Raw genomic sequence first — 24,425 nt, 5'->3', positions numbered from 1 at the left:
AGTCAGATGCTGAGGGCGTCGAGGACGGGTTCCAGGACCAGTACGCCGCCCAGGCCGAGGAGTGCGAGCACCGTCGTGTACGTGGTGCGCGCCTTGATCGCGTCGAGGACGGACAGGTTGAAGTACTCCTTGAACATCCAGAATCCCGGGTCGTTGACGTGGGAGAAGGCGATCGAGCCGCAGGAGACGGCGAGCACCATCACCTCGGGGTGGACGCCGCTGCCCGCGAGCAGGGGCAGCGCCACACCGGAGGCGGTGACGACGGCGACGGTCGCGGAGCCGAGGGCGATGCGGAGGATGGCCGCGATCAGCCAGGCCAGGAGGATCGGGGAGATCGACCAGCCGTCGGTGGCGTCCCTGATGTAGTCGGATATGCCGCCCTCGACGAGGACGTTCTTGAAGGCGCCGCCCGCGCCGATGACGAGCAGGATCATCGCCATCGCCTGGGCGGCCTCCTTGCACGAGGCGCTGACCTCGGCCAGGCTGCGGCCGATGCGCGGGCCGAACGCCCAGACCGCCACGAGCAGGGTGAGCAGGAGGGCGATCGGCGCGGATCCGATGAAGGCGATGAAGTGCAGCAGGCCGTTGTCGCCGGAGGAGGCCAGGTCGGTCACCGCGGCGCCGGCGATCAGGACCACAGGGAGCAGGGCGACGGAGAGCGACCAGCCCATGCCGGGCATCTCGTCGTCCTCGAAGACCCGGTCGCTGACCAGGCCCTTGGGGATGGCGGGGTTCATCGCCCGGACGAAGGGGAGGCGCGGCCACAGCAGGGCGATGAACGCGCCGACCGGTACGGCGATGAACAGGCCGTAGAACAGGGTGAGTCCGACGGACGCGTGGAAGGTGGCGGCCACCGCGGTGGGGCCCGGGTGTGGCGGCAGGAAGCTGTGCATGGTGGACAGGGCGATCGACATGGGCAGCCCCACCCACAGCAGGTTGGCGCGAGTGACCCGGACGAGGGTGAAGGCGATGGGCACGATGATGACGAAGGCCACCTCGTAGAACATCGTGACGCCGATGAGCATGGCCGTCAGCACCATGGCCACCTGCACCCAGCGCGGCCCGCACACGTCGAGAAGCCGGCCGGCTATTCGCTGGGCGGCACCGGAGTCCCCCATCACTCGGCCGACCATGGCACCGAGCCCGATGGTGAGCATGGTGTCGCCGATCTGGTCGCCGATGCCCTCGGCGAGGACGTCCGGGATCTTCTCCAGCCCGATCCCCTGGACCAGGCCGACGCCCACCGCCACCAGGAGCAGAGCGGCGAAGCCGTTCAGCCGGAGTTTGGTCATCAGGACGAGCAGGACCAGGACGCTGATCCCGACCACCACGAGCGGCATATGTCAGTTCTCCTTTGAACGCCGGCCGCCTATGTTCAACCCGCTGAACGGGGTCCTCACATGAAGACGTCGTCTACATATGAAGACGGAGATTATGTTCATGGATGGTCAAGGTCAATGGGTCTGCGCCTGTTGATTCACTCGGGGTCCGGTGCGGCCCGCCAGCCGCTCCAGCGCAGGACGGTGATCACCACCACGGGACCTTCCGGCGGCCGCCCCCGGTAGTGGCGCGGGTACTTCTGCCGCAGCAATTCGACGGCGGCGGCGTACTCCTCACGCGCTGCCTGGTCGGTGGCGTGGGGCGGCACGATCCGCGCGTCGCCGTCCGCCCGGACCCACCACAGGCGGTCCCAGTCGTCGTCGTACACGTCCGCCAGCAGGCAGACCGCCGGGTGCGCGGCGATGTTGTGCAGCCGCCTGAGCCGCTGGGACCGCTTCGGCTTGTGGTCGACGGCGGTGACGATCTCGTCGCCGCGCAGCGCGAACACGACCGGCACCAGGTGCGGCCGGCCTTCCGGGTCGACCGTGGCCAGCCGCACCACGGGCGCCCCCGCGAACTCGCGGCGCGCCTCGTCCCGCTCCATGTCCGGCATGTCGGCTCCCTCCGCCCCGGCGGTACGCCGCGCCCTGTGGCGGGTACCCCTATCCGTGTGGCCCTGAGCGGCCCGAACGGCATGAGCGGATCAGGTGGTGCCGATGGTCGGCGACACGGACGACGACATCCAGACCCGGCGGCGCGGCGGAAGCGGACATCGGGCGGTGCCGCACCCGGGCGATGTACGGATCGAGGCCTGGGGCGTGAGCCGGGAGCGCTGTCTGGTGGAGGCGGCGCTGGGCCTGGTGGAGTGCTTCGCCGATGTGACGGCGGTACGGCCCACCTCGATGGAGCGGGTACGGCTCGACGAGGAGGACGACGAAGAGCTGCTGACCGCCCTGCTCGACGAGGTCGTCCTCCGGCTCGACGTGGACGGCCGGGTCCCAGTCGACCTGGAGGCCGACACCGCGGACGGCGACCTCGACGTACGGCTCGCGCTCGCCGAGCTGGCGGACGTGCAGGTCACCGGCGCCTCCCCGAAGGGCGTCTCCTGGCACGGGCTGCACATCGGGCCGGGTCCGTACGGGTGGTCGTGCGCGGTGACCGTGGACGTGTGAGGGGTCGCCCGTGGAAGTGCGGTCCCCCGGGAACCGCCCCACCCCCGTACGGTTGAGGCATGAGCGGCGGCACGGTGACGCTGTTCGTCTGTGGTGACGTGATGCTCGGACGCGGCGTCGACCAGATCCTGGCCCGGCCCGGCGACCCGGCGCTGCGGGAGGGGTACGTCACTGACGCCCGCTCCTACGTGCGCATGGCGGAGGCGGTGAACGGCCCGATCCCGGTGCCCGTCGATCCGTCGTGGCCGTGGGGCGAGGCGCTGCGGCTGCTGGAGTCGAGCGGTCCGGACGTGCGGATCGTCAATCTGGAGACGTCGGTCACGCGCAGCGACGCGTTCGAGCCCGGCAAGGCGGTCCACTACCGCATGCATCCGGACAACCTGCCCGCCCTCACCGTCGCCCGGCCCGACGTGTGCGTCCTGGCCAACAACCATGTGCTGGACTTCGGCCGCGCGGGCCTGGAGGAGACCCTCGACGTGCTCCACGGAGCAGGGCTGCGCACGGCGGGCGCGGGACGGACCGCCGAGGAGGCGTACGCGCCCGTGGCACTCCCGCTCCCCCACGGCGGCCGTGTGCTCGTCCTCGCCCTCGGCGCCGGCACCAGCGGCGTCCCCGCGGCCTGGGCAGCGACGGCGGACCGGCCCGGCGTCGCCCATGTGCCCGAGCTGTCGCCGGCCGCGGCCGACGAAGCGGTACGGCACATGCGGCAGGTGAAGCGGGCCGGCGACATCGTGGTCGTCTCCGTGCACTGGGGATCCAACTGGGGCTACCCCGTCCCCCGCGACCAGCGTCGTTTCGCGCACGCCCTGGTGGACGGCGGCGCCGACGTGGTCCACGGCCACTCCTCGCACCACCCCCGCCCCGTCGAGATCCACCGCGACCGGCTGATCCTGCACGGCTGCGGCGACTTCATCGACGACTACGAAGGCATCCCCGGCTACGAGCAGTACCGCGACGACCTGCGCCTCGCCTGCTTCGTCACGCTGGCGGCGGACACGGGCGAACTCACCGGCCTGCGCATGGTGCCCCTGCTCGCGCGCCGTATGCGCCTGGAGCCCGCCCCGCCCGAGGACCGCACCTGGCTGCACGCCACCCTCGACCGCATCAGTCACGGCGTCCGCCTCGCCCTCGATACGGACGGCGCGCTCACTCTCCCCGCAGTGCCTCGAGCACATCGGCGTCGGTCAGCTGACCGAAATCCTCGTACCACTCGCCGACCGAGCTGAACAGCCTCGGCTGGTGCAGACAGACGAAGTCGTCGACCTCCCTGCGCAGTTCCTCGGCCGCCTCGGGTGGGCAGACCGGTACGGCAAGCACCAGGTGCTCGGGATGCTGGTGGCGCAGGGCGCGCAGGGCGACGCGTGCGGTCGAGCCGGTCGCGACGCCGTCGTCGACGACCACGGCCGTACGGCCACGAAGCTCGGGAGCCGGCCGGCCCTGCCGATAGCGCTCCTCGCGCCGCCGCAGCTCGGTTTGCTCCCGCTCCACCACGGGCGCCAGGTCGGCCTCGTTCAGCCCGAGCCGCAACAGCGTCTGCTCGTCGAAGAGCGGAGGTCCGTCGCCCGCGAGCGCGCCGACCCCGAACTCCTCGTGGAACGGGGCCCCGATCTTGCGTACGACGAGCACGTCCAGCGGTGCCTGCAGCACCCGTGAGATCTCCCGGGCGACCGCGACGCCGCCACGCGGCAGCGCGAGGACCACGGGATGCGGAAGGGTGCCCTTGTCCCGCCGGACACGCAGCTGCTCGGCCAGCTCACGCCCGGCCTGTGCGCGGTCACGGAACTGCATGGGCTTCCCCTTCCGCCGACCTCAGACCTCCGAGGGCGGGGCCGGTCCCACGTTCACCCGTTTGCCGTGTCGGACGTGTCGGATGTGTCGGACGTGTCGGTGGCGTTCCAGTCGTACGGCCCGCCGCCGCGCCACTCGATCAGGTCGGGGTCGTCGACGGCCCGGTCCTCGCCGGGCAGGCCGGCGCGGTGCACCAGGTCCATGACGTCGAACAGGCTGTATGCCGTGCCCGTCGGCTCGCCGCGGATCGTCACCTGACGCCCGCCGTCCGACGCCGGCGGCTGCACCACCACAAGGGGACGCGTGCTCATGCCACCACCATGCGCTCTGCGCGCCGGAAACGCAGCCCGGCCGTCACCGTTTGTAGAGCCCGATGAGTGTTCCGCTGGCCAGTTGCTGCTCGTCGAACACGCGGTGGGCCTCCGCAGCCGAGGCCGCCTCCGGTATGGAAACCGGGCCCGGGAGGGCGTACAGGCGGAAGAAGTACCGGTGCGCGTCGTCGCCGACCGGGGGCAGGGGGCCGCCCCACCCCGGTTCGCCGTAGCCGTTCGTGTGCGGGTGACTGCCGGGGGTCGTTTCGCCCGCCGGCAGCCCGTCCGCGTGCGGGTCGATGCCCGTGACCAGCCAGTGGACGAAGGTCCCCGACGGAGCGTCCGGGTCCTCGCACAGCAGGGCCAGCTCCACCGCCTCGTCGGGCACCCCGGACCAGGCCAGTGGCGGGGACAGGTTCTCCCCTTCCAGGGCGTGCCGCCGCGGGATCATCGCGTGGTCGTCGAACGCGGAGCTCTTGAGTTCGATGTCGGTCATGTGCGCCGCAGTACCCGTCGGCACGCGGACCACACGCGGCGCATCCGTTCGGCTGTGCCGGACGGACGCCTGCCGGGTACCGCCGGTCAGGTCGTCGGGACGGCGGGCTCGGAACTCCCCCTCACCTCGCGCCAGGGGCGGGCCGCGCGATGGCGCCACAGTCCGCCGAGGCGGTGGCAGACGGCGGCGGGCGGGATGAGGACGCTGGTCACGAGCATCGTGTCGACCTCGTACCGGGTGCGGGGTCCGGGAGCGATCCGCTTCCAGGCGAAACGGGCGGTACCGACGGTCCAGACACCTGCCGCCAGGCCCGCGGCCGCGGGCCTTCGGGCCGCGAGGAGGGCGCAGGCGGCGACGCCCGCCGAGGTGACCGCCGCATGGGCGCGGATACGGCCGCGCGGCGACGCCGTCTTGTGCCACCAGTCGGGGCCGTGCAGCCGGACCATGAGCGCGTCGTCGGCGTTGCCGCGCTCGTCGTGCAGGGAGTCCCACCGGTCGGCGGGGCGGACGGGGTGGCGGGTGGTGCGCCGGCCCCGCCGGATGCCCCAGCCGGCGTCCAGGACGCGCAGTGCGAGGTCGGTGTCCTCGTGCTGGGCGTGCCGGAAGCGTTCGTCGAAGCCGCCGACCTCCCGCAGGACGTCGGTGCGATAGGCCATGTCGGAGGTGATCCACCGGGCCGTGGCCAGGCCCACGGTGCGGCGCTCACAGTCGGTGGGGCGGCGCCCGCCGGGCAGCGGAACCGTGATCACTCCCTGGACGCCCGCCGTGGCCGGCGGCGCCTCGGCCAGGTCCCGCACCACCTGCTCGCACCAGTGCGGTCCCACCTGGACGTCGTCGTCGAGGAAGACGACCCAGTCCGCGGTACGCACGCCCCGCAGGCCGGCGTTGCGCGCGACGGCCGGGCCGTGGCCGCCGCTGCGCACGACGGTGGTTCGGGCCCGCAGGTCGCCGAGCACGTCGAGCGGATGGCGCAGGTCACCATGGTCCGGCACGCGACGGTCGTCGACGAGGACGATCTCGTCCGGCGGCGCTCCGGTCGCGGCGGCGAGCGCGCCCAGGCAGTCAGCGAGGGTGTCGCGCAACAGGGTCGGTACGACCACGGCGTACGAGAGCGGTGGCGCTGTGCGATCCGTGCCGTCCGCCACCCGGATCGGCCTCGTCATACGACGGTCCTCCTCTGTCGGCATCGGCCACGTCCCCGGCTACGGCAGTGGCGTTCCACCCGTCGCGTTGAGGATCTCGGCGGTGACGAAGCTGGCCTCCTGGGAGGCGAGATAGACGTACGCCGGGGCCAGTTCGGCGGGTTGCGCCGGGCGGCCCAGCGGGCTCTGCTTTCCGAACTCGACCGTGTCGGGCATCGTCGCGGGGATCAGCGGCGTCCACACCGGCCCCGGCGCGACCGCGTTCACCCGGATGCCCCGGTCGACGACCATCTGGGCCAGCCCCTGGGTGAAGGTCACGATCGCGCCCTTCGTCATCGCGTAGTCCAGCAGATGCGGACTGGGCTTGTAGGCCTGCACCGAGGTCGAGTTGATGACGCTGCCGCCCTCGCGCATGTGCGGCAGGGCGAACTTCGTCAGCCAGAACATCCCGTAGAGGTTGGTGCGCATGACCCGGTCGAACTGCTCGGTCGTGATCGCCTCGATGCCGTCCGGCTGGGACATCTGGTAGGCGGCGTTGTTCACCAGGATGTCGATGTGCCCGAACTCCGCGACGGCGCGCTCGATGAGAGTCCGGCAGTTGTCCTCGTCCCGGATGTCGCAGGGGACGGCGACCGCCTTGCGGCCGGCGTCCTCGACGAGCCGGGACGTCTCGCGTGCCTCGTCCGCCTCCTCCTGGAGGTAGGTGAACAGCACGTCGGCGCCCTCCCGGGCGAAGGCCAGCGCCACCGCCCGCCCGATGCCGGAGTCGCCGCCGGTGACCACCGTCCTGCGGCCGTCCAGCCGCCCGCTGCCGCGGTAGCTCTCCTCACCGTGATCGGGCGGCGGGTCCATCGGCCCGGTCCACCCGGGATGGGGCTGGTCCTGCGCGGGGAATTCGGGCTGCGGGTGCTGGGTGGCCGGGTTCTGCCGGCTGTGCTGCGGATCGGTCACGACGGCCTCCTGACCGCTGGCGGACTCGGACGACTGACCGGGTTCCCGCCTCGCAGCCGCCGAAAAGCGAGGTCAGCCCTCGTCCCGGTCCAGCAGTGCCTTGACACCGTGGGCCGTCAGCGCGAGCTGCTCGGGGGTGCCTGCGTCGATGACGAGGGACAGGTTGTCGGAGGGCCAGCCGTGGGCGAGGGCCCCGAGTTGCACGCTGCGGTGCCGGTGCATCCGGGGCAGGGCCTGCTCCATGCGTTCCTGGGTGGTGAAGACCGGCACCAGTTCGGTCCCGTCCTCCTGCTCGAACACCGGGAGCGTCAGTGCCTTGGGGGCCGGCCCCTCCGCGTCCGCAGCCGCCGGTACGAGTACCTCGCTGTGGGCCAGCGTGCTCAGCGCCGCCTCGTCCGCGCCGTTCTGGACGACCGTGCGCAGAGCCTGCTGTGCCGCGGAGGCGCCGCTCTCGAAGTGGGGGTCAGTCATGGTCCATCCCCTTGCCGTGTCGTGCCCGTCTGTCCGGTACGCGCCGCATGATCCGGGTACCCGCTCCACCATCCCTCATGTGTTCACGCACCTCATGCGCGCATCGTCGCCCCCGCAGTCCCCGGACGCTCATGTCGCGGACCGCGCCTCGTTTCAGGGACGCCCGCGCCGGGAACCCGGCGACCGCGCCAGCGTGAGGGAGGTGCGCCGTGCCATTCCGCGACCGTACCCACGCCGGACAGGCACTCGCCTTGCGGCTGGTCGAGTGGGCCGACTCCGGTGATCTGATCAATCCGCTCGTACTGGCCCTGCCGGGCGGTGGCGTGCCGGTCGCGGTCGAGGTGGCACGTGCTCTGCACGCCCCGCTGGACGTGCTCGTGGCCCGCGAGATCAGCACGCCGATCCGGCCGGAGACGCCGATCGGGGCGATCGTCGCCGACGATCCGCCGCTGTACGACCGGCAGAGTCTGGCCATGATGCATCTGTCCGAGGACCGGCTCGGCGATGTCGTCGCCCGCGAACGCAACGAGCTGCACCGCCTCGAATACGTCTACCGCGGCCGCCACCCGCTCCCGTCCGTCGACGGCCGCACGATCGTCCTCGTCGACGACGGCCTGGCCACCGGACTCACCGCCACGGCGGCTCTGCACTTCCTGCGCCACCACCGCCCTGCCCGCCTGATCCTGGCCGTCCCCGTCGGCAGCCCGCGCACCCTGACCGCTCTGCGAACCCTGTACGACGACCTCGTGTGTCTGGAGCAGCCGGCGTCCCTCCACACGGTCGGCGAATGGTACGAGGACTTCGGCCGGCTCTCGGAGACGGAGATCGCGGACATGCTGCACAGGTTCCGCGCCGCGGCGTGACGCGCCCTGGCGTGATGTCATTCCGGGTCGATCAGCGCGAGCCCCAGTTCGGGACGGTGGATCTTCGCCAGGGCAGCCGGGCTGTCGCGGACGATCACCTCCAGGGTCGGCCACACCCGGCCCTCCAGCAGATGGCCGCCCCGCGTCGTACCGTCCGACAGGCCCAGTACGGCGTGCAGGTGCGCAGTGGGTCCGTCCTCTCCGACGGCGATGTCTCCCAGGAGGGACAGGACCTCGCACTGCTCGTCGACCCCGATGCGGCGATAGTCCTTGGCCGCGCGGTCGAACCACCCCACGACGGCCCGTGAGAAAGCCCCCACCGCCGTCACCTGCGACGCCCCGAGCCCCTGCTCCCGGGCGAAACCGGTGATCTCGGCGAGGGCGTCCTCGCCCGGAGCCGGCACCAGGACGTGGACCGACGCCGGAGAAGCCTCCACCTGTTGCCACTTCATGCGCCTCGGGTACCCGCATCGCGCGGTGCCACCATGCAGCGCACGCGCGCGCTCCGTGAAAGGGTGGTGCCATGACCATGGACGTTCGCCCGGCTTCGGACTTCGAGGCCGTCCGCGCGGTGCTGGGTCCGAAGTCGCCCGCGGCAAACGTGTGTTGGTGCCTGAGCTACCGGGTCCCGTCCAAGCTGAACAACGAGCTGCGGGGGCCGGCCCGCGGTGAGTACGTCGCCGAGTTGTGCCGCGCCGATCCTCCTCCCGGGGTGATCGCCTACGACGGTGACGAGCCGGTCGGCTGGGCCGCGGTGGCGCCGCGCTCGGCCACGTCCTTCGCGCGCAACCGCAAGATCCCGCACGTCGACGACCTGCCGGTCTGGTCGCTGTGGTGCATCCGGGTCCGCCCCGGCCACCGCAAGCAGGGGATCACGCACACCCTGATCGCCGGCGCGGTCGAGTTCGCCCGCGGCCGGGGCGCCCCGGTGATCGAGGCGTACCCCCTCGACAACGGTGACGCGAGGGTCGACCTGACGATGGCGTACGCCGGGATCCGGAAGAACTTCGAGCGTGCCGGCTTCGTCCACGCCGCCGACACGACCTCCGTCCTGGCCGGTCACCCCCGCATCCTGATGCGGCTCGACCTGCGCTGACGCGACGCCTCGCGGGGCTCAGTGCACGGAGAACCCGCCGTCGACGAAGATCGCCTGCCCGGTGACGTAGGCGGAGGCGCTGCTCGCGAGGAACACCGCCGCACCGGCGAAGTCCTCGGCCAGGCCGTTGCGCCCGACCAACGTGCGTGCAGCGAGCGCCGCCACCTTCTCCGGGTCGGACGACAGGCGTGCGTTGAGCGGCGTCATCACGAACCCCGGCACAAGCGTGTTGCAAGTGACGCCGTACGGCGACCAGGCCTCGGCCTGGGAACGGGCGAGGGACTCCAGCGCCCCCTTGGACACGCCGTAGGCGCCACTCTGGACGAACGCCCGATGGGCCTGCTGGGAGGTGATGTGGATGATCCGCCCGAAGCCGCGCTCGGCCATGCCGGGCCCGAAGCGCTGCCCCAGCAGATGCGGCGCCTCCAGGTTCACGGCCATCGTGGTGTCCCACACGTCCTCGCCCAGCTCGCCCATCGGCGGCCGCAGATTGATCCCGGCGCTGTTCACGAGGATGTCGGGCTCACCGAATGGCCTGACCGCCTCCTCGGCCGCCGCCCGCACGCCGTCGCGCGTGCCGAGATCGGCGCCGACCCAGGCCGCCCGGCAGCCGTGCGCCTCCAACTCGCCGACCGTCGCGGCCAGTTCCGCCTCCCTGCGGGCCACGACCACGACACTCGCGCCCGCGCGGGCGAGGGCCTCGGTGATGGCCCGGCCGATGCCGGAACTGCCACCGGTCACCACGGCGACCCGGCCTTCCAGGGAGAACAGTTCGGAGAGGTATGCCTGCGACGTCATGCCCGCACCCTAGGCGGCCCGTTCGGGGGGACAGCGCTCGGGGCGGCGTCGTCCGGGCGTCTGCGGCGCAGGTTCCCGCGGTTCGAGGCGCGGGTGGGCGCCCCTGGCGCAACAGCGCGCGCCGGACGGGGTGGTGGGGTGCTTGCGGGGCCGCGAACCGAGCCGGACGGACGGTGCGGCGCGGACACCGGCGAGCCGGCCGGTCGCCGTCGCGTTGGGCTTGCCCCGGTGGGACGACTGGGCCCGTGTGAGCCGGAGATACCGCGTCCGCCCACGAGCGGGCGTTCGGTGCAGCTGGGCAGCAGACAGCGGCGGGGTGTCCCGGAAGCGGCCGCTCGTCCTTGCCGCCGGCCTCCGTGTGAGCGCGCCGGGGGCGGGCACTCGGAGTCCGCGGCGCGTCCGACCGGAGCGCCGCCCGACTCTGGAGGTGGAGAGCAATGGGTCATGGTGGGAACGTCATCGACGAGCTGGTGACCGATCACCGCGAGGTCGAGGAGTTCTTCGGCCGGATCGAGGCGCTTCCGTCCGGTGACAAGGACCGCAAGCTGTACGCCGACCAGGCCACGATGGAGCTGGTGCGGCACTCGGTGGCCGAGGAGGCCTATCTGTACCCGGCCGTGCGCGAGCATGTGGCGGGCGGGGACGTCATCGCCGACCGGGAGATCGACGACCACTCCCGGGCCGAGCGGCTCATGAAGGACCTGGAGGGGTGCGACGCCGACGACCCCGACTTCGACCGGCTCATCGGGATGCTGATGACCGAGGTCCGCTCGCATCTGGCCGACGAGGAGCAGAACCTCTTCCCGAGGCTGCGCGCGGCATGTCCCCCGGAGACGCTGGACGAGCTCGGCGACAAGGTGCGTCAGGCGAAGAAGCTGGCGCCGACCCGCCCGCACCCGTCCGCCCCGGACACCCCGCCGGCGAACAAGCTGCTGGCTCCGGGAGCCGGCCTGGTCGACCGGCTGCGCGACGCGCTGTCGGGACGTGGCAAGAAGGCCTGACCCGGCGTATTTCCCACGGGCGGCGCCCGGCCGGCAGCTCGGCAACCGCTCCGGTGAGAGAAGTCGGGCGAGAGCGCGCTCCATCGAGTGCGCTCAGCCGCGGGTTCAGGCGATGAGTGCCCGGCCCGGGTCGAGGCGCGCGTGCAGGGCGGGGCGGTGCAGGGCCGCCACCGGGGCGAGGAGGTCCGGGTGGCGCAGCAGTGCCGCTGCCTGGCGGTCCTGGGTGTCGGGGGCCACCAGGCGGCGGAACTCGACCGGCAGGCCGGTCGCGTGGCTGCCCTCGGCGATCTCGGTGACCGCCAGCCGGGCCAGCTCGGTGTCGGTGAGCAGGCAGGCCGCCCAGCTCGCCACGACCTCGTCCACCCAGGTGCGCCAGGCGAAGTCGTCCGCGTGGTCGGGCGCGGCGGTGTCCGCGCCGGTGATCCAGTCCAGGCCGGCGGACCCGCCCGGCCCGGCCATCGCGACGAGCGCGGCGTCCGTCGGCGTCGGGTAGCGCAGCCAGGCCGCGACCGTGACGGCCTGGCGGGCCTGCACCTCGCCGAGGGCGGCGGCGAGCGCGCCACCGCACGCGGGGTAGGAACACGTCAGCCATTGGGTGGTCGCCGCGATGAGCGGGGAGAGATCTGCGAGCACTGCAGGGCCGTCCGAGGTACTGGCGGGAACGGGGATCCCTCTCACGGTAGCCCGGCGATCCTGGCGTCCGACATGCCCTTGGCCTCGTGACCGACGTGGCCTCGCCCACACCGGGACGGTGCGCCGAGGCACCGAAACGGCGCGCTCAGCGCGCCCGGCCGCCCGCCGCACCGGCCGCCGTCCGGTCGGGCCGCGCAAGGTGGTAGACGTGGAACGCCCGGCCGATGACCGGCTGGGCCACGTTGCGCACCTTCACGCCACCGCTGGTCATGCCGTGCTCGGTGCCGAGGTGGGCGTGCCCGTGCACGGCGAGGTCGGCGCCCGCCGTGTCGATGGCCTCGGCCAGCAGATAGCTGCCGAGGAACGGATAGATCTCGGGAGGCTCCCCGGCCAGCGTGTCCGGCACCGGCGAGAAGTGGGTCAGGGCGATGCGTACGTCGCAGTCCTGCCCCTGAAGCTCCAGCAGACAGGCCCGCAGGCTGTCGGCGCGGCGACGCGAGTAGCGGACGAACTCCTTCATGATCGGCTCCCCGAACTCGCCCGCGCAGCGGCCCACGAACCCGCCCCCGAACCCCTTGGTACCGGCCACGCCGATGCGCGTGGAGCCGTTCTCCACCACGGTGGCCTGGCCCTCCAGGACCCGCGCCCCCGCGTCCTGGAGCACGGCGGTGACCTCCTCCGGGCAGTCGGCATGGTGGTCGTGGTTGCCCAGGACCGCGACCACGGGAACCGCCAGGTCCTTGATCTCCCGTGCGACGACCTGGGCCTCCTCGGGGGTGCCGTGCCTGGTGAGGTCCCCCGCGAGCAGCAGGACGTCGGCGCTCTCGTGCAGGGTCTCGAACGAGGGCCGCAGCACGCCCTGGCTCTCGGGGCCCATGTGGATGTCCCCGACGGCCGCGATCCGGATCATTCGACCTCCTCGGCGTGGTCGGGCGCGGCGCTGTCCGCGACCACGATGTCGCAGTGCACCGGGTGTCCCACCAGTTCCGCGCGGGCGGTGCGCAGCACGTCGTCGCGATATCGGGCGGACGGCACGGTGCCGGTCAGCAGGATCGCCTCGCCACGGATCTCGATGCGCACCCCCAGCTCGCCGAGGGGCCCGGCGGCCAGGTGGTCCGTCAGATGAGCCACGAGGTAGTCCAGGTTCTGCGCGCCGCCCGGGCCCTGGGCCGGCTCCGCGCCGGGGCGGCTCATCGGGGCCGCTCCCCGGGGGCGATCACGTTGAGGCGCTCCAGGAGGAAGAAGAACGCGGCGGGCATCGGCTCGTCCCCGCAGGATCCGCGTACGTCCGCCCAGTCGACCTTCTCGCGCAGGGCCCGGGCGGCGGCGAGCACCGGCCCGAAGTCGCAGTAGTGCTCCGAGAATGCCTCGATCAGCCCGCGCATGAGATCGGTCGGCGCGAGGACGGGCATGTGCACCGAGTCGACGGGGATGTCCTGCGCGCGGGCCAGCACGTCCATGGTGACCGGGCGGTGGGCCATCTCGAAGAGGAAGTCGACCTCCTGTCCGAGGCACGTCGTCTTCATCAGCCAGTCCTCGGGCGGCGTACGGACCGTGAGGCCCGCCTCGGCGAGTGTCCGAGCCACCGCGTCGGCGTCCGAACGCAGCACGCAGAAGTCGGCGTCGTGCTGCAGATGGCCGCTCCCGCCGTGGGCGTATACCGCCACGCTGCCGGCCAGGGCGAACCTGTGCCCGTTGCGCTTCAGCAGCGCGCCCACCTGCTTCGCCGCCTCCAGGATCGCCTGACTGCGGTCATGGGGCAGTTCCTGGCTGTTCAGCGAGCGCGATCCGCCCGGCGACGGCCCGAACGGGCTGTTCCCGACGGGCTCGTCAGGCTCGACCGGTCCGTCCCCGACCGGGTGCAGCCCGGTCAGCCCGGGTCGCCGAGCCGGTGTTGTCGCGCTCTGCTGGTTCTGCGTCATGCCCACTCCGTTCGCCGCACGGAGGTCCGGTACGAGCCCGGGGCGGGCTCGGTAAGGGCACCGAGTACCCGGCACGGGGTTTTCGATACGGCAGGGTCACGCAGCGGTGTAGCCGAGCTGGCGTCTCATGTAGGGCGTCATGAGGGTCTTGGACTTGGCCAGCGTGGTGGTGCGGCCGCCGAGGACCGCCGTCTCGCCGCCCGGCACGGGCAGCATCGTCACTCCGTCGGCCGGGCCGAACGGGACGATCAGCGGCGTGCGGTGGACCGCCCGGTAGAAGCGGGGCTCCTTGCGGTGCTTGCCGGCGCTGTTCAGATAGGCGCGGATGTTGTGTGCGGCCAGGTCGGCCTGGGCGAGCGCGGCCGGGGTGATCTTGACCTCGGTGGCGTCGTTCACGTCGCCGACCGCGAACACGTCCAGCCACCCCTGCACTCGGAGCGCCTGGTCGACCTTCACATGGCCCGTGCCGGTCAGCCAGTTCCCGAGGCCGGCCAGCCTCAGCCAGAGCGTGTTGGGCGTGGTGCCGGTCGCCCAGAAGGAGCGGTCGGCCTCGATGACGTTGCCGCGGGCATCGCGGTAGGTGTCGAAGTCGGTGCCTGGGGACATGAAGGAGTCCAGCCATACGTCCACGCCATGGGACTCCAGCCAGGCCCGCGCCTTGCGCCCGGCCCGCGCGCTGCCCGTCGCGTGCAGCAGCTCCGGCCCGGAGTGGGCGAGTGTGACGCGGGCGTCCGGCCGGGCGAGGCGGATCTCGGCACTGAGCTCGACCCCGGAGGGTCCGCCGCCGACGACCAGGACGTGCTCGGCCGCGGCGATCTGCTGCTGATGGGCGACGAGGGACTTCACCGCCTCCTCGGTGGTGGTGCCGGTGAAGCGGGCCGGTTCGGGATAGTCGGCGCCGGTGGCGATCACCAGCACGTCGTACGGGAGCCGCTCTCCCGTCGCGAGCGTCACCTGCCGCCCGGTGGTGTCGATACGGGCCGCCTTGCCCACAGCCACCCGCCCGTTGCGCAGCAGCCGGTCGTACGGGATGAAGGGGCTGTGCGACCAGTCCGGACGCACTCCGGCGCGCAGGGCGGCGATGCGGTGGAAGAAGACCTCCTTGCGGTCCACCAGCGTGACCCGCGCCGTCGTGTCCAGTCGCTTGGCCAGACGGACTCCGGCATAGCCGCCGCCGATCACCACTACGTCGCCATCAAGCACGCCGAGTCTCCTTACCTCTGGCGGCGAGCCTAGCGATTGAAACTTAAATAATTGATGGAGATGGGTGCGCGTTCTGTGAAAGGTGCGGCTGGTGCTGCAGCGGCACAAACGACGGCGTCCAGGCCGGCTCTCGCGGGCCGGCCTGGACGCCGTGTTCGGTGCGGATCAGACGAGGTCGAACCGGTCCAGGTCCATGACCTTGGCCCACGCCGCGACGAAGTCGTTCACGAACTTCTCCTTCGCGTCGTCACTCGCGTAGACCTCGGCAAGCGCGCGCAGCTCGGAGTTCGAGCCGAAGACGAGGTCGGCACGGGTTCCGGTCCACTTGACGGCGCCCGAGGCGTCACGGCCTTCGAACGTCGTCTGGTCGCCGGAGGTCGACTTCCACGTCGTGCCCAGGTCGAGCAGGTTGACGAAGAAGTCGTTGGTCAGCACGCCCGGGGTGTCCGTGAACACGCCGTGCGAGGACTGCCCCTGGTTGGCACCCAGGACGCGCAGACCACCGACGAGGACGGTCAACTGGGGCGCGCTCAGGGTGAGCAGGTTGGCGCGGTCGAGCAGGAGGTACTCGGCCGGCAGGCGGTTGCCCTTGCCGAGGTAGTTGCGGAAGCCGTCCGAGGTCGGCTCCAGCGCGGCGAAGGACTCCGCGTCGGTGTGCTCCTCGGTCGCGTCCACGCGGCCCGGCGTGAAGGGAACCTCCACGTCGAAGCCGGCGTCCTTGGCGGCCTTCTCGACCGCGGCGGCACCGCCGAGGACGATCAGGTCGGCCAGGGAGACTTTCTTGGCACCGGAGTTGAACGCCGACTGGACGCCCTCCAGGACGCGCAGGACCTGCGCGAGCTGGTCGGGGTCGTTGACCTCCCAGCCGTTCTGCGGCTGCAGACGGATACGGGCGCCGTTGGCACCGCCGCGCTTGTCGCTGCCGCGGAACGTCGAGGCCGACGCCCACGCGGTGGAGACCAGCTGCGAGACGGTCAGGCCCGACTCCAGGAGCTTGGCCTTGAGCGCCGCGGCGTCCGCGGCGTCGATGACCTCGCCCTCGGCCTGCGGCAGCGGGTCCTGCCACAGCATCGTCTCCGCCGGGACCTCCGGGCCGAGGTACAGGGACTTCGGGCCCAGGTCACGGTGGGTCAGCTTGTACCAGGCGCGGGCGAAGGCGTCCGCGAACTCGGCCGGGTTCTCGTGGAAGCGCTTCGAGATGGGGCCGTAGATCGGGTCGAAGCGCAGCGAGAGGTCCGTGGTGAGCATCGTGGGCAGACGCTTCTTCGACGGGTCGTGCGCGTCGGGGATGATCTCCTGGGCGTCCTTGGCCACCCACTGGTTGGCGCCGGCGGGGCTCTGGGTCAGCTCCCACTCGTAGCCGAAGAGGATGTCGAAGAAGTCGTTGCTCCACTGGGTGGGCTTGGTGGTCCAGGTGACCTCCAGACCGGAGGTGATGGCATCGCCACCCTTGCCGGTGCCGTAGGTGGACTTCCAGCCCAGGCCCTGCTCCTCCATGGAGGCGGCCTCGGGGTCGTTGCCGACCGCGTCGGCCGGGCCGGCGCCGTGGGTCTTGCCGAAGGTGTGACCACCGGCGATGAGGGCGACGGTCTCCTCGTCGTTCATCGCCATGCGGCGGAACGTCTCACGGATGTCGCGGGCCGCGGCGATCGGGTCCGGGTTGCCGTTCGGGCCCTCCGGGTTGACGTAGATGAGGCCCATCTGGACGGCGCCGAGCGGGTTCTCCAGCTCACGGTCGCCGGTGTAGCGCTGGTCGTCGAGCCAGGTGGTCTCGGGACCCCAGTACACGTCCTCGTCGGCCTCCCAGACGTCGGCGCGGCCGCCGCCGAAGCCGAAGGTCTCGAAGCCCATCGTCTCCAGCGCGACGTTACCCGTGAGGATCATGAGGTCGGCCCAGGAGATGGACTGGCCGTACTTCTTCTTGACCGGCCACAGCAGACGGCGGGCCTTGTCCAGGTTGCCGTTGTCCGGCCAGCTGTTCAGCGGGGCGAAGCGCTGCTGGCCACGGCCGCCACCGCCGCGGCCGTCGCTGATGCGGTAGGTGCCGGCGCTGTGCCAGGCCATACGGACCATCAGCGGGCCGTAGTTGCCGAAGTCCGCGGGCCACCAGTCCTGCGAGGTGGTCAGCACCTCGGCGATGTCCCGTTTCACAGCCGCCAGGTCGAGGGCCTGGAACGCCTCGGCGTAGTCGAACTCCGCACCGAGCGGGTTGGCGACCACAGGGTCCTTGGCAAGGATCTTCAGGTTGAGGCGCTCCGGCCACCACTGGCGGTTTCCACCGCCCTGGGTGGGGTGCGCGGCGCGATCATGCGCGACGGGGCAGCCGCCGCCGGTGCCCTCCGTCTTCGCGTCGGTGACGATCGCATCGGGGTTCTCAGCCATGGGAAACCTTCCGAACTAGGTGGATCACAGTGCTCGGGGTGCACTGCGGGCGGTGGAGCAGTCGGGGCACAGGCCCCAGTAGATGACCTCGGCCTCGTCGATCGTGAAGCCGTGGTCGTCTGACGCGGTCAGACAGGGCGCCTCGCCGACCTCGCAGTCGACGTCGGCGACGACACCGCATGATCGGCACACGATGTGGTGGTGGTTGTCGCCGACACGCCCCTCGAACCGGGCCGGGCTGCCGGCCGGCTCGATACGGCGTATGAGTCCCGCCGCGGTGAGTGCGTGGAGGCCCTCGTACACGGCTTGCAGGGAGACATGACCTACGCGATCACGCACCCCTGAGGCGATGGCCTCGACGCCGAGGTGGTCACCGGCCCGGACGGCGTCCAGCAGCGCGACGCGCGCCGCCGTCACCCGCAGGCCGGCACCGCGGAGCTCCTCGGCAGGGGTCGGAGTCTGGGATGCGGTCATGGGCTACAACCTACCTCGCTAAACACGAATCATTCAAGAAAACGAATGATGAAACTCTGGTGCGCCGGGCGGGGCGATCCATACACCGCCCCTACACCGCTCAAAGCGCGAAAAATCATCTTTTCTGACATCGAGTCATGCCTTTTTGTCAAGGCCTTCATTGGTCGTAACCCCACCTGTACTCGATGGAGGTACAACGCATGCTCGGCAGACATACCGCGGCGGGTCGCCGCGTCGCCCTCACCGCTCTCGGCGCCCTCGCGCTCACCGGCGCCACCTCGGCCGCGGCGGCCGAGCCGCCCCCGGCGGTGCCCGCGTCCACGGCGGCGCAGACGCTCGGTGCCGACCGGCCGCCGGCCGCGCTGCTGCGGGCCCTGGAGCGTGACCTGAAGTTGAAGCCGGGGCAGGCGGCCGAGCGGCTGGTCAACGAGGCGGAGGCGGGCGTCCGCGCAGGTCGCCTTCGCAACTCCCTGGGCGAGCGCTTCGCGGGGGCCTGGCTGCGGGGGGCGACCGCTGCCGAGCTCACCGTCGCCACCACACACGCCGGCGACGTGTCCGCCATTCAGGCGCAGGGCGCGAAGGCCGCGGTCGTCAAGCGGCCGCTGAGCGAGCTGCGAGCCGTCAAGCAGAAGCTGGACGCCGCCTCCGCCCGGGTCAAGACGCGCGACACCCCGGTGTGGTACGTCGACGTGCCGGCGAACCGGGTCGTCGTGCAGGCGACCAAGCGATCGGCCGCCACCGCCTTCATCAAGGCCGCCGGCGTCCGGGGCAAGGGCGTCGGCGTACGCGTGTCGGAGCACCGGCCGCGGCTCTTCGCGGACGTCGTCGGCGGCGAGGCCTACTACATCAACGGCTCCGCCCGCTGCTCCGTCGGGTTCTCCGTCACCAAGGGCACCCAGCAGGGCTTCGCCTCGGCGGGCCACTGCGGCAGCGCGGAGGACAAGACCACCGGGGGCTCCGGCATGGACGAACAGGGCACGTTCCAGGCCTCCACGTTCCCCGGCAAGGACATGTCCTGGGTCGCCGTGAACAGCGACTGGAAGGCCACGGCCGACGTGAAGGGCGAGGGCGGCCAGCGCACCCAGGTCACCGGCTCGGTCCAGGCGCTCGTCGGGGCGTCGATCTGCCGCTCCGGCTCCACCACCGGATGGCACTGCGGCACCATCGAGCAGCACGACACGAGTGTCAGCTACTCCGAGGGCACCGTCGACGGCGTGACCGAGACGACCGTGTGCGCCGAGCCGGGCGACTCCGGCGGCCCGTACATGTCGGGCTCCCAGGCACAGGGCGTGACCTCGGGCGGCTCGGGCAACTGCACGTCCGGCGGGACCACCTTCTACCAGCCGATCAACCCGATCCTCAACGACTTCGGCCTCGTCCTGAAGACCGCGTCCGCCCAGAAGGGCGTTCCCGCTCCGCAGGACAACGGGGCGGCCGACACCTGGGCCGCGGGCCGCGTCTACGAGGCCGGCTCCACCGTGACCCACGCGGGTGTGCGCTACCAGTGCCTGCAGACCCACCAGGCCCAGGGCAGGTGGTCGCCGGTGGCCACCCCGGCCCTGTGGCAGAAGATGTAGGCGGTCCACAAAGCCGTACGGCTTCCGGTGCGGGGCACTGTCCCCGCACCGTCCGCTCCCCCGTCCCCCGCTGCGCAGCCACTCCCCGCTAGTCCTCCGCCAGAAACCCGTACGCGGTGGTGACGAAGGGGTCGTTGGCCCGGAAGCGGCGGGTGCACACCGCGGCCAGGGCCGTTCCCGTGTCGGGCCGGAAGCCCAGGAAGGCCTGCTGGCCGAGGGTGGCCCCGCTGTGGAAGTACATCGGCCCGCCGTCCGTGGGGTGCCGGAACCACGCCACCGTATGCACGTGCCGGTGCCCCAGGCCGCGCCGCAGCACGGGCGTACGCACCGCCCGCAGCGCGTCGGCCGGCGGAAAACCGGCCGGGTCGAGGTGCGCCTCCAGGAACGTGAGCAGGTCGTGCGGAGTAGCGCGGACGGCACCGGCCGCCTCGAAGCCGCCCGCGTCGAAGGCGAGGGTGGGGGTGCGCCCGTCCTTGCCGTGCCCGACGGCGTCGGCCTTCGGATCCTCCGCCCGCAGGGCCGTACCGCTCAGACCGAGGGGACGCAGTACGTGGGTGGCGAGCAGTTCCTCCCACGCCGTACCGGACACCGACGCGAGGGCGTGGCCGAGCACGGCGACGCCGAAGTTGGAGTAGTGCCACCGGGTGCCGGGCCGGCGCCGTGGGCGGTACCGCAGGAAGGCGTCCGTGACCCGCTCGGCCGGATAGCGGCCGTAGGGATTGGTACGCCAGGCGGGCAGCGCCCGACGGTAGAAGTCGGCAGGCAGGGCGGGCAGCCCGGCGGTGTGCGTGATGAGGTGGGCCAGCGTCACCGGGTCCACACCCGTCCGCCGGCCGGGGTCCAGGCAGGCGGCGGCCGGTTCGCCCCCGGTCAGCAGACCGCGCCGGACGAGCTGGGCCAGCAGCAGGCCGGTGAACGTCTTCGAGGCCGAACCGATCTCGTAGCGCAGGTCCTGCCGGGCGACCGGCGGGGGCGGGGCCGTCCCGGCGCAGTGCAGCGTGCGACGGCCGTGCCGGGACACCGCGAAGACGACATCGGGTGCGTCGACGGCATCCGCGGCGCTCTCCAGGCGCGCGCGCAGGGAGTCGTCGTCGCCGGGACCGCCGTCCGCTCGGGGCTGGTCCACGTCGTCGGCGATGCCCGGCCAGGGCGTGGACCGGCCGGTCATGAGGTGGCGTGCGTCAGCTCGGACAGGGCGCGGGACGTGGCCAGCACGGAGGCGAAGGCGGCGACCAGCGTCGGGTGGTAGATCATGTCGAACAGATCGTCCGGCTCGCCCTCCGGCATGTCCCGTACGGCGGGCATGGCGCCGTCGGCCTGCTGTGCGGCGGCGAAGCCCTCCCAGCCCCGTTCGTCCAGGGTGGGGCGCGGCAGGCAGGCGTCGACGACGAGGAGTTCGCCGAGCAGGTCCCAGCGCTCGAGGTCCAGCCAGTCGTCGATCCAGACCGGCAGCCACATGGCGAGGTAGTCGGCGATGTCCGGCGGCAGGCCGTCGGGGTGCTCTCCCCAGTCGGTGAGGTGGAACACCGTGTGGGTGAGGTCGTAGGCGATGTGCCCGCTGACCGTCCAGGGCTCGGGCCTGCTGCCCAGCCACGTGGAGCCGACGATGTCCGCCTCGGGCGTCCGGGGCGTGAGGCCGAAGCGGCGCTGGAACGCGGACAGTCCGAGGCGTCGGGTCGGGTCCAGTTCGAGGGCCGACCAGCTGTTGAGCCGCTGGTAGAGGACGGTCGCACGCTCCACCTCGGGCTCGCTGTACCCGAGTTCCTTGTACGGCAGGTACACCTCGAACGGGATCGGCGAGAGCGGCTCGATGCGCTGGCCGCGTACCAGCATGCGACCGCCGTCCAGGGTGTGCCGCCAGGTGTGGTCGAGGAGCTTGCGCGCCAGTTCGGCCTGGCGCGAGCCGGCCACGCCTTCGCGGAACAGCACCCGGCAGATCAGGGCCAGTTCACCGACCGGTTTGAAACGCTCCAGGAAGCCCACTTCGGGATCGACGTCGGGCTCCAGGCGGAAACCGTCGCGATGGGCCCACAGCCACTCCAGGGCGCGTACGCCCACGGTGTGCATCAGACGGGTGTCGGTCATCCGGGCACTCCTTGTCCCCCGTACCGGTTCCGCACGCCTTCCGCGTGCGGGGCCTCGCCGCTCAGGCACTTGACGGTCTGCGCCGCCGCGAAGGCGGCCATCAGCGTGGAGTGGTAGCAGTGCAGGAAGTCCGGTTCCGGATCCGCTCCCCCTTCACCCTGAGGGGCCTGCTGCGGCAGGGCGCCCGAGTCGTACTGCGCCCGTGCGATCCGGGTCCAGGCGTGCTCGAGCGTCGCCGGGTCGGGCGGGCACGGGAGGCTCGCGGAGACCACCAGCAACTCGCAGCTCAGGTCCCACATCCCGGCGTCCAGGCAGGTGTCGATCCAGGGCGGCAGCCAGTGCGCCAGATAGGCGGCCAGGTCGGCGGGGACGCCCGCGGGGAGGCGGCCCCAGTCGGTGAGGTGGAAGACGACGTGGGTGAGCGCGTACCCCGAGGAGCGCTCGAACGTCCATGGTTCCGCCAGCCCGCCCAGCCAGGTGCTCCGCAGCACCGGCTCGGCCTGCTCCGGCCGGTGGATGCCGCTGCGCCGTTCGGCCTTTAGGACGCCGAGCCGGCGGGTCGGCTCCTGCTCGGTGAGCCGCCAGCCACGGGTGCGGGCCGTCGTGGCGGCGGCTGCCTCATACCCGGCATGCCGCAGCCCGGCCGAGGCGAAGACGGAGTAGACCTCCAGCGGATAGGTCGCGAAGGGCTCCCACCGCTGGAGGCGGAGGAACAGTTCGCCCCGTCCGGTCTGCTGCCAGGCGAACCGCAACAGGTCCGCGGCGTACGCGTGCAACGGGTCCCACGCCGGGGTGTGCGAGCGCACGCTGGCACAGGTCTGGGCGAGTTCCCCGAGCGGTTTCCAGGTGGCGTCGACCTGACCGTCGGCGGTGAGCGCGTCCTCGCCCAGCGCGAAGTCCTCGCGGTGGGCGGACAGCCAGGCGAACGCGGCGGCTCCGACGTCCCGGATCGCACCGACGTCCATGGCGGTCACGGCGGTCGTATCGGTCATACGAGTGCTCCGGCCGCCCGCATGACGCGCGCCGCCTGGACCTGGAGGGCAACCCGGGGGTCGGTGCCGCCCATCAGTTCCACGAAGTCCAGGCCCGCTTCGAGGCCGAGCGTCTCCGGCACCCCGTCGACCAGGGTCAGCCAGCGTCCCGCACCGGCGGCCTGCTGCCAGTCCCTGCGCCGCACGGCACGTACGAAGCCGCGGGCCAGGTCGACCGGGCGACCCCGCGCCGCGCGGACCACGGCACTGTCCTCGCCGGGCACCGCGAGGGGGGCCAGGACCGCGAGTTGGTGTGTCAGCACCTGCCAGGTCGCCGCGTCGAGCCATGCGGCGTCGGGTTCTGTCTCCCCGTCCCCGGCGGATGCGCCTGTCGAAGGCGTGTCGAGGCGCAGCAGGGTGCGGCGCATCGCCCAGTGACTCCATTGGACGGTGGGTGCCGCGCCGGCGCGCGGCGGGAAGGCCTCCACTGTCTGCCGGAACACGGTAAGTAGGTCCGAGGCGGGCGGAGTCGGGAAGAGTACGTGCGGCAGCAGCAGGTCTGCTCCCACCACACGTACGGCCGCGAGGGCGAACTGCCCCTCGGGGTCGTCGACCGCCCCTGTGCCGGACATGCGCACGTGGTCTCCGCCCCGGAGGGCGGAGACCACGTCGGACGCGATGTCCTGCACAGCGCCCTGCAAGAGGGCCGAAGTGCCTGACTGGTCCATTCAGCTGCTCCCGTTCGTCCGCTCAGCCCTTCTTGGGGCGAGGGGTCGGCGGGGACAGCAGCAGCTTGGTGTCCGCGGAGAGAAGCGCCAGGGCGGCGCACTCACGGCTGTCGCGGAAGACGCCGTCGGACTCGGCAGGGTCAAGTGCCGCCTCCAGGTCGGTCCGGACACCCGTGATCTCTTCGATCGCCTTGTCAATGGAAGGCATATCACCATCTCCTCTGGGGTCAGCCATAGCCTCCATGACTCAGAGCACCACACAGTCACATAGCGCGCATCTTTTACCAGAAGGCACATAAGTACCTTCTTCAACATTTCCACCATGCGCACCGGCAGCAGCTCGAACTCCCTTGCCGCGGAGGGCAGTTGAACTTCACGGAGGGTGAGACGCAGCTCACATACCTCGTTCTGTCACATGTTCCGCGTTACTCCGGTCAGTAGGGCGTACCCCGCTTCAAGACGAGGAGATCCCGTGGAATCGCGTCTCAACTACTTCGGCAACGCCCTGGCAGGCAAGGTCCTCAAGCACATCAACTCGGCCGGCAAGGTGGTGTCGGACTCGACCCTGCCTGCCGCGATCCAGGAGCTGGTGAAGATCCGCGCAAGCCAGATCAACGGCTGCGGCTTCTGCACGGACATGCATATCAAGGATGCGGCCCACGCCGGCGAGACCGCGCAGCGCCTGCACCTGGTCGCGGTCTGGCGGGAGGCGACGGTCTTCACGGAGGCCGAGCGCGCCGCCCTGGAAGTGGCGGAGCAGGGCACCCGCATCGCCGATGCCGCGGGTGGTGTCTCGGACGAGGCGTGGTCCAACGCCGCCAAGCACTTCGACGAGGACCAGCTGGTGGCCCTGATCTCACTCCTCGGGGTCATCAACGCCTACAACCGCATCAACGTGATCAACCAGCAGCCCGCCGGGGACTACCAGCCCGGCCAGTTCGGCTGACCCGTCATGACGGGGGCTGGACCGCCGTCCCGGATCGAGGAGTTGGCGGCCCCGTACAGCGCGGTGGCCGCCGGTCCGGACGGGACATCGACTTC

At 71.6% G+C, this 24,425-nt stretch carries 29 protein-coding genes; 7 read left to right on the top strand and 22 right to left on the bottom strand.

What is annotated here, in order from left to right; genetic code table 11:
• Nucleotides 1-2: 2 nt before the first annotated feature.
• Together AB5J55_RS38320 and AB5J55_RS38315 are read right to left on the bottom strand one after the other, a co-directional pair.
• On the bottom strand, nt 3-1,340 hold the full coding sequence (locus AB5J55_RS38320; protein ID WP_369275036.1) for a gluconate:H+ symporter: 1,338 nt from the start codon (nt 1,338-1,340) through the stop codon (nt 3-5).
• Nucleotides 1,341-1,477: 137 nt separating this feature from the next.
• On the bottom strand, nt 1,478-1,933 hold the full coding sequence (locus AB5J55_RS38315; RefSeq protein ID WP_369275035.1) for a TIGR03668 family PPOX class F420-dependent oxidoreductase: 456 nt from the start codon (nt 1,931-1,933) through the stop codon (nt 1,478-1,480).
• A gap of 103 nt (nt 1,934-2,036) precedes the next feature.
• Here AB5J55_RS38315 and AB5J55_RS38310 point away from each other — a divergent pair, with 103 nt between their 5' ends.
• The gene (locus AB5J55_RS38310; protein WP_369275034.1) at nt 2,037-2,492 is read left to right on the top strand and encodes an archease; all 456 of its coding nucleotides are present in this window, start codon (nt 2,037-2,039) and stop codon (nt 2,490-2,492) included.
• A 59-nt stretch (nt 2,493-2,551) separates the two neighbouring features.
• Nucleotides 2,552-3,718, top strand: a complete 1,167-nt coding sequence (locus AB5J55_RS38305; RefSeq protein ID WP_369275033.1) for a CapA family protein — start codon at nt 2,552-2,554, stop codon at nt 3,716-3,718.
• Here AB5J55_RS38305 and AB5J55_RS38300 read toward each other — a convergent pair.
• From AB5J55_RS38300 to AB5J55_RS38275, 6 genes are all read right to left on the bottom strand, one after another.
• Nucleotides 3,639-4,280 (bottom strand): phosphoribosyltransferase, encoded by a 642-nt coding sequence (locus AB5J55_RS38300; protein WP_369275032.1) that lies wholly within the window; start codon nt 4,278-4,280, stop codon nt 3,639-3,641. The two genes, AB5J55_RS38305 and AB5J55_RS38300, sit on opposite strands and share 80 nt — an antisense overlap.
• Before the next feature lie 53 nt (nt 4,281-4,333).
• Nucleotides 4,334-4,591: a hypothetical protein gene (locus AB5J55_RS38295; RefSeq protein WP_369275031.1), complete on the bottom strand. Its 258-nt coding sequence runs from the start codon at nt 4,589-4,591 to the stop codon at nt 4,334-4,336.
• 43 nt (nt 4,592-4,634) lie between these two features.
• Complete coding sequence (locus AB5J55_RS38290) at nt 4,635-5,087, bottom strand: YbhB/YbcL family Raf kinase inhibitor-like protein (RefSeq protein ID WP_369275030.1); 453 nt, start codon at nt 5,085-5,087, stop codon at nt 4,635-4,637.
• 86 nt (nt 5,088-5,173) lie between these two features.
• The gene (locus tag AB5J55_RS38285; protein WP_369275029.1) at nt 5,174-6,250 is read right to left on the bottom strand and encodes a glycosyltransferase family 2 protein; all 1,077 of its coding nucleotides are present in this window, start codon (nt 6,248-6,250) and stop codon (nt 5,174-5,176) included.
• Between the two features lie 39 nt (nt 6,251-6,289).
• Nucleotides 6,290-7,180 (bottom strand): SDR family oxidoreductase, encoded by an 891-nt coding sequence (locus AB5J55_RS38280; RefSeq protein WP_369275028.1) that lies wholly within the window; start codon nt 7,178-7,180, stop codon nt 6,290-6,292.
• Nucleotides 7,181-7,252: 72 nt separating this feature from the next.
• The gene (locus AB5J55_RS38275) at nt 7,253-7,651 is read right to left on the bottom strand and encodes an SseB family protein (protein ID WP_369275027.1); all 399 of its coding nucleotides are present in this window, start codon (nt 7,649-7,651) and stop codon (nt 7,253-7,255) included.
• A 209-nt stretch (nt 7,652-7,860) separates the two neighbouring features.
• Here AB5J55_RS38275 and AB5J55_RS38270 point away from each other — a divergent pair, with 209 nt between their 5' ends.
• Nucleotides 7,861-8,514, top strand: coding sequence for a phosphoribosyltransferase (locus tag AB5J55_RS38270; protein ID WP_369275026.1), 654 nt, complete (start codon nt 7,861-7,863; stop codon nt 8,512-8,514).
• Nucleotides 8,515-8,531: 17 nt separating this feature from the next.
• Here the strand turns inward: AB5J55_RS38270 and AB5J55_RS38265 are convergent, their stop codons facing one another.
• A complete protein-coding gene (locus AB5J55_RS38265) occupies nt 8,532-8,966 on the bottom strand; it encodes a PPC domain-containing DNA-binding protein (RefSeq protein ID WP_369275025.1) in 435 nt (144 codons plus the stop codon).
• 71 nt (nt 8,967-9,037) lie between these two features.
• Here AB5J55_RS38265 and AB5J55_RS38260 point away from each other — a divergent pair, with 71 nt between their 5' ends.
• On the top strand, nt 9,038-9,610 hold the full coding sequence (locus tag AB5J55_RS38260) for a GNAT family N-acetyltransferase (protein ID WP_369275024.1): 573 nt from the start codon (nt 9,038-9,040) through the stop codon (nt 9,608-9,610).
• Between the two features lie 18 nt (nt 9,611-9,628).
• On the opposite strand, the gene AB5J55_RS38255 is transcribed toward AB5J55_RS38260, so the two are convergent.
• The gene (locus tag AB5J55_RS38255; protein ID WP_369275023.1) at nt 9,629-10,408 is read right to left on the bottom strand and encodes an SDR family NAD(P)-dependent oxidoreductase; all 780 of its coding nucleotides are present in this window, start codon (nt 10,406-10,408) and stop codon (nt 9,629-9,631) included.
• Between the two features lie 437 nt (nt 10,409-10,845).
• On the opposite strand from AB5J55_RS38255, the gene AB5J55_RS38250 reads away from it, so the two are divergent.
• On the top strand, nt 10,846-11,409 hold the full coding sequence (locus AB5J55_RS38250) for a hemerythrin domain-containing protein (protein WP_369275022.1): 564 nt from the start codon (nt 10,846-10,848) through the stop codon (nt 11,407-11,409).
• 105 nt (nt 11,410-11,514) lie between these two features.
• On the opposite strand, the gene AB5J55_RS38245 is transcribed toward AB5J55_RS38250, so the two are convergent.
• From AB5J55_RS38245 to AB5J55_RS38215, 7 genes are all read right to left on the bottom strand, one after another.
• On the bottom strand, nt 11,515-12,042 hold the full coding sequence (locus AB5J55_RS38245) for a hypothetical protein (RefSeq protein ID WP_369275021.1): 528 nt from the start codon (nt 12,040-12,042) through the stop codon (nt 11,515-11,517).
• 145 nt (nt 12,043-12,187) lie between these two features.
• Nucleotides 12,188-12,952, bottom strand: a complete 765-nt coding sequence (locus tag AB5J55_RS38240) for a metallophosphoesterase (RefSeq protein ID WP_369275020.1) — start codon at nt 12,950-12,952, stop codon at nt 12,188-12,190.
• Nucleotides 12,949-13,236: a hypothetical protein gene (locus AB5J55_RS38235; protein WP_369275019.1), complete on the bottom strand. Its 288-nt coding sequence runs from the start codon at nt 13,234-13,236 to the stop codon at nt 12,949-12,951. The genes AB5J55_RS38240 and AB5J55_RS38235 overlap by 4 nt, the downstream gene beginning before the upstream one ends.
• The gene (locus AB5J55_RS38230; protein WP_369275018.1) at nt 13,233-13,964 is read right to left on the bottom strand and encodes a hypothetical protein; all 732 of its coding nucleotides are present in this window, start codon (nt 13,962-13,964) and stop codon (nt 13,233-13,235) included. The genes AB5J55_RS38235 and AB5J55_RS38230 overlap by 4 nt, the downstream gene beginning before the upstream one ends.
• Before the next feature lie 96 nt (nt 13,965-14,060).
• Complete coding sequence (locus tag AB5J55_RS38225; RefSeq protein ID WP_369275017.1) at nt 14,061-15,167, bottom strand: NAD(P)/FAD-dependent oxidoreductase; 1,107 nt, start codon at nt 15,165-15,167, stop codon at nt 14,061-14,063.
• Between the two features lie 165 nt (nt 15,168-15,332).
• Entirely contained in the window at nt 15,333-17,549 is a 2,217-nt protein-coding gene (gene katG, locus AB5J55_RS38220) for a catalase/peroxidase HPI (protein ID WP_369275016.1), read from the bottom strand.
• 24 nt (nt 17,550-17,573) lie between these two features.
• The gene (locus tag AB5J55_RS38215; RefSeq protein ID WP_369275015.1) at nt 17,574-18,023 is read right to left on the bottom strand and encodes a Fur family transcriptional regulator; all 450 of its coding nucleotides are present in this window, start codon (nt 18,021-18,023) and stop codon (nt 17,574-17,576) included.
• Nucleotides 18,024-18,223: 200 nt separating this feature from the next.
• Here AB5J55_RS38215 and AB5J55_RS38210 point away from each other — a divergent pair, with 200 nt between their 5' ends.
• Nucleotides 18,224-19,600 carry an alpha-lytic protease prodomain-containing protein gene (locus tag AB5J55_RS38210; RefSeq protein WP_369275014.1) on the top strand — a complete coding sequence of 459 codons (1,377 nt, stop codon included), beginning with the start codon at nt 18,224-18,226 and terminating at the stop codon, nt 19,598-19,600.
• Between the two features lie 88 nt (nt 19,601-19,688).
• On the opposite strand, the gene AB5J55_RS38205 is transcribed toward AB5J55_RS38210, so the two are convergent.
• Genes AB5J55_RS38205 through AB5J55_RS38185 form a run of 5 tightly spaced genes read right to left on the bottom strand, consistent with a single transcriptional unit; the run spans nt 19,689 to nt 23,592 of the window.
• Nucleotides 19,689-20,768 (bottom strand): serine hydrolase domain-containing protein, encoded by a 1,080-nt coding sequence (locus AB5J55_RS38205; RefSeq protein ID WP_369275013.1) that lies wholly within the window; start codon nt 20,766-20,768, stop codon nt 19,689-19,691.
• Nucleotides 20,765-21,685: a hypothetical protein gene (locus AB5J55_RS38200; protein WP_369275012.1), complete on the bottom strand. Its 921-nt coding sequence runs from the start codon at nt 21,683-21,685 to the stop codon at nt 20,765-20,767. The genes AB5J55_RS38205 and AB5J55_RS38200 overlap by 4 nt, the downstream gene beginning before the upstream one ends.
• Nucleotides 21,682-22,677, bottom strand: coding sequence for a hypothetical protein (locus AB5J55_RS38195; protein ID WP_369275011.1), 996 nt, complete (start codon nt 22,675-22,677; stop codon nt 21,682-21,684). Before AB5J55_RS38195 ends, AB5J55_RS38200 begins: the two co-directional genes overlap by 4 nt.
• Nucleotides 22,674-23,384, bottom strand: coding sequence for a hypothetical protein (locus AB5J55_RS38190; protein ID WP_369275010.1), 711 nt, complete (start codon nt 23,382-23,384; stop codon nt 22,674-22,676). The genes AB5J55_RS38195 and AB5J55_RS38190 overlap by 4 nt, the downstream gene beginning before the upstream one ends.
• 22 nt (nt 23,385-23,406) lie before the next feature.
• Nucleotides 23,407-23,592, bottom strand: a complete 186-nt coding sequence (locus AB5J55_RS38185) for a hypothetical protein (RefSeq protein WP_328877672.1) — start codon at nt 23,590-23,592, stop codon at nt 23,407-23,409.
• 264 nt (nt 23,593-23,856) lie between these two features.
• On the opposite strand from AB5J55_RS38185, the gene AB5J55_RS38180 reads away from it, so the two are divergent.
• A complete protein-coding gene (locus tag AB5J55_RS38180) occupies nt 23,857-24,330 on the top strand; it encodes a carboxymuconolactone decarboxylase family protein (RefSeq protein WP_369275009.1) in 474 nt (157 codons plus the stop codon).
• Nucleotides 24,331-24,425: the final 95 nt, after the last annotated feature.

The organism is Streptomyces sp. R11 (assembly GCF_041051905.1).
Taxonomy (GTDB): domain Bacteria; phylum Actinomycetota; class Actinomycetes; order Streptomycetales; family Streptomycetaceae; genus Streptomyces.
The sequence above is the reverse complement of the archived record's forward strand: the minus strand, read 5'-3'. Positions and strand labels throughout refer to the sequence as shown.

Bases quoted from the DNA above. Each gene is read 5' to 3' on its own strand.
- AB5J55_RS38320 (WP_369275036.1), bottom strand. From the start codon at position 1,340: ATGCCGCTCGTGGTGGTCGGGATCAGCGTCCTGGTCCTGCTCGTCCTG.
- AB5J55_RS38315 (WP_369275035.1), bottom strand. From the start codon at position 1,933: ATGCCGGACATGGAGCGGGACGAGGCGCGCCGCGAGTTCGCGGGGGCG.
- AB5J55_RS38310 (WP_369275034.1), top strand. From the start codon at position 2,037: ATGGTCGGCGACACGGACGACGACATCCAGACCCGGCGGCGCGGCGGA.
- AB5J55_RS38305 (WP_369275033.1), top strand. From the start codon at position 2,552: ATGAGCGGCGGCACGGTGACGCTGTTCGTCTGTGGTGACGTGATGCTC.
- AB5J55_RS38300 (WP_369275032.1), bottom strand. From the start codon at position 4,280: ATGCAGTTCCGTGACCGCGCACAGGCCGGGCGTGAGCTGGCCGAGCAG.
- AB5J55_RS38295 (WP_369275031.1), bottom strand. From the start codon at position 4,591: ATGAGCACGCGTCCCCTTGTGGTGGTGCAGCCGCCGGCGTCGGACGGC.
- AB5J55_RS38290 (WP_369275030.1), bottom strand. From the start codon at position 5,087: ATGACCGACATCGAACTCAAGAGCTCCGCGTTCGACGACCACGCGATG.
- AB5J55_RS38285 (WP_369275029.1), bottom strand. From the start codon at position 6,250: ATGACGAGGCCGATCCGGGTGGCGGACGGCACGGATCGCACAGCGCCA.
- AB5J55_RS38275 (WP_369275027.1), bottom strand. From the start codon at position 7,651: ATGACTGACCCCCACTTCGAGAGCGGCGCCTCCGCGGCACAGCAGGCT.
- AB5J55_RS38265 (WP_369275025.1), bottom strand. From the start codon at position 8,966: ATGAAGTGGCAACAGGTGGAGGCTTCTCCGGCGTCGGTCCACGTCCTG.
- AB5J55_RS38260 (WP_369275024.1), top strand. From the start codon at position 9,038: ATGACCATGGACGTTCGCCCGGCTTCGGACTTCGAGGCCGTCCGCGCG.
- AB5J55_RS38255 (WP_369275023.1), bottom strand. From the start codon at position 10,408: ATGACGTCGCAGGCATACCTCTCCGAACTGTTCTCCCTGGAAGGCCGG.
- AB5J55_RS38250 (WP_369275022.1), top strand. From the start codon at position 10,846: ATGGGTCATGGTGGGAACGTCATCGACGAGCTGGTGACCGATCACCGC.
- AB5J55_RS38240 (WP_369275020.1), bottom strand. From the start codon at position 12,952: ATGATCCGGATCGCGGCCGTCGGGGACATCCACATGGGCCCCGAGAGC.
- AB5J55_RS38235 (WP_369275019.1), bottom strand. From the start codon at position 13,236: ATGAGCCGCCCCGGCGCGGAGCCGGCCCAGGGCCCGGGCGGCGCGCAG.
- AB5J55_RS38230 (WP_369275018.1), bottom strand. From the start codon at position 13,964: ATGACGCAGAACCAGCAGAGCGCGACAACACCGGCTCGGCGACCCGGG.
- katG (WP_369275016.1), bottom strand. From the start codon at position 17,549: ATGGCTGAGAACCCCGATGCGATCGTCACCGACGCGAAGACGGAGGGC.
- AB5J55_RS38215 (WP_369275015.1), bottom strand. From the start codon at position 18,023: ATGACCGCATCCCAGACTCCGACCCCTGCCGAGGAGCTCCGCGGTGCC.
- AB5J55_RS38210 (WP_369275014.1), top strand. From the start codon at position 18,224: ATGCTCGGCAGACATACCGCGGCGGGTCGCCGCGTCGCCCTCACCGCT.
- AB5J55_RS38205 (WP_369275013.1), bottom strand. From the start codon at position 20,768: ATGACCGGCCGGTCCACGCCCTGGCCGGGCATCGCCGACGACGTGGAC.
- AB5J55_RS38200 (WP_369275012.1), bottom strand. From the start codon at position 21,685: ATGACCGACACCCGTCTGATGCACACCGTGGGCGTACGCGCCCTGGAG.
- AB5J55_RS38195 (WP_369275011.1), bottom strand. From the start codon at position 22,677: ATGACCGATACGACCGCCGTGACCGCCATGGACGTCGGTGCGATCCGG.
- AB5J55_RS38190 (WP_369275010.1), bottom strand. From the start codon at position 23,384: ATGGACCAGTCAGGCACTTCGGCCCTCTTGCAGGGCGCTGTGCAGGAC.
- AB5J55_RS38185 (WP_328877672.1), bottom strand. From the start codon at position 23,592: ATGCCTTCCATTGACAAGGCGATCGAAGAGATCACGGGTGTCCGGACC.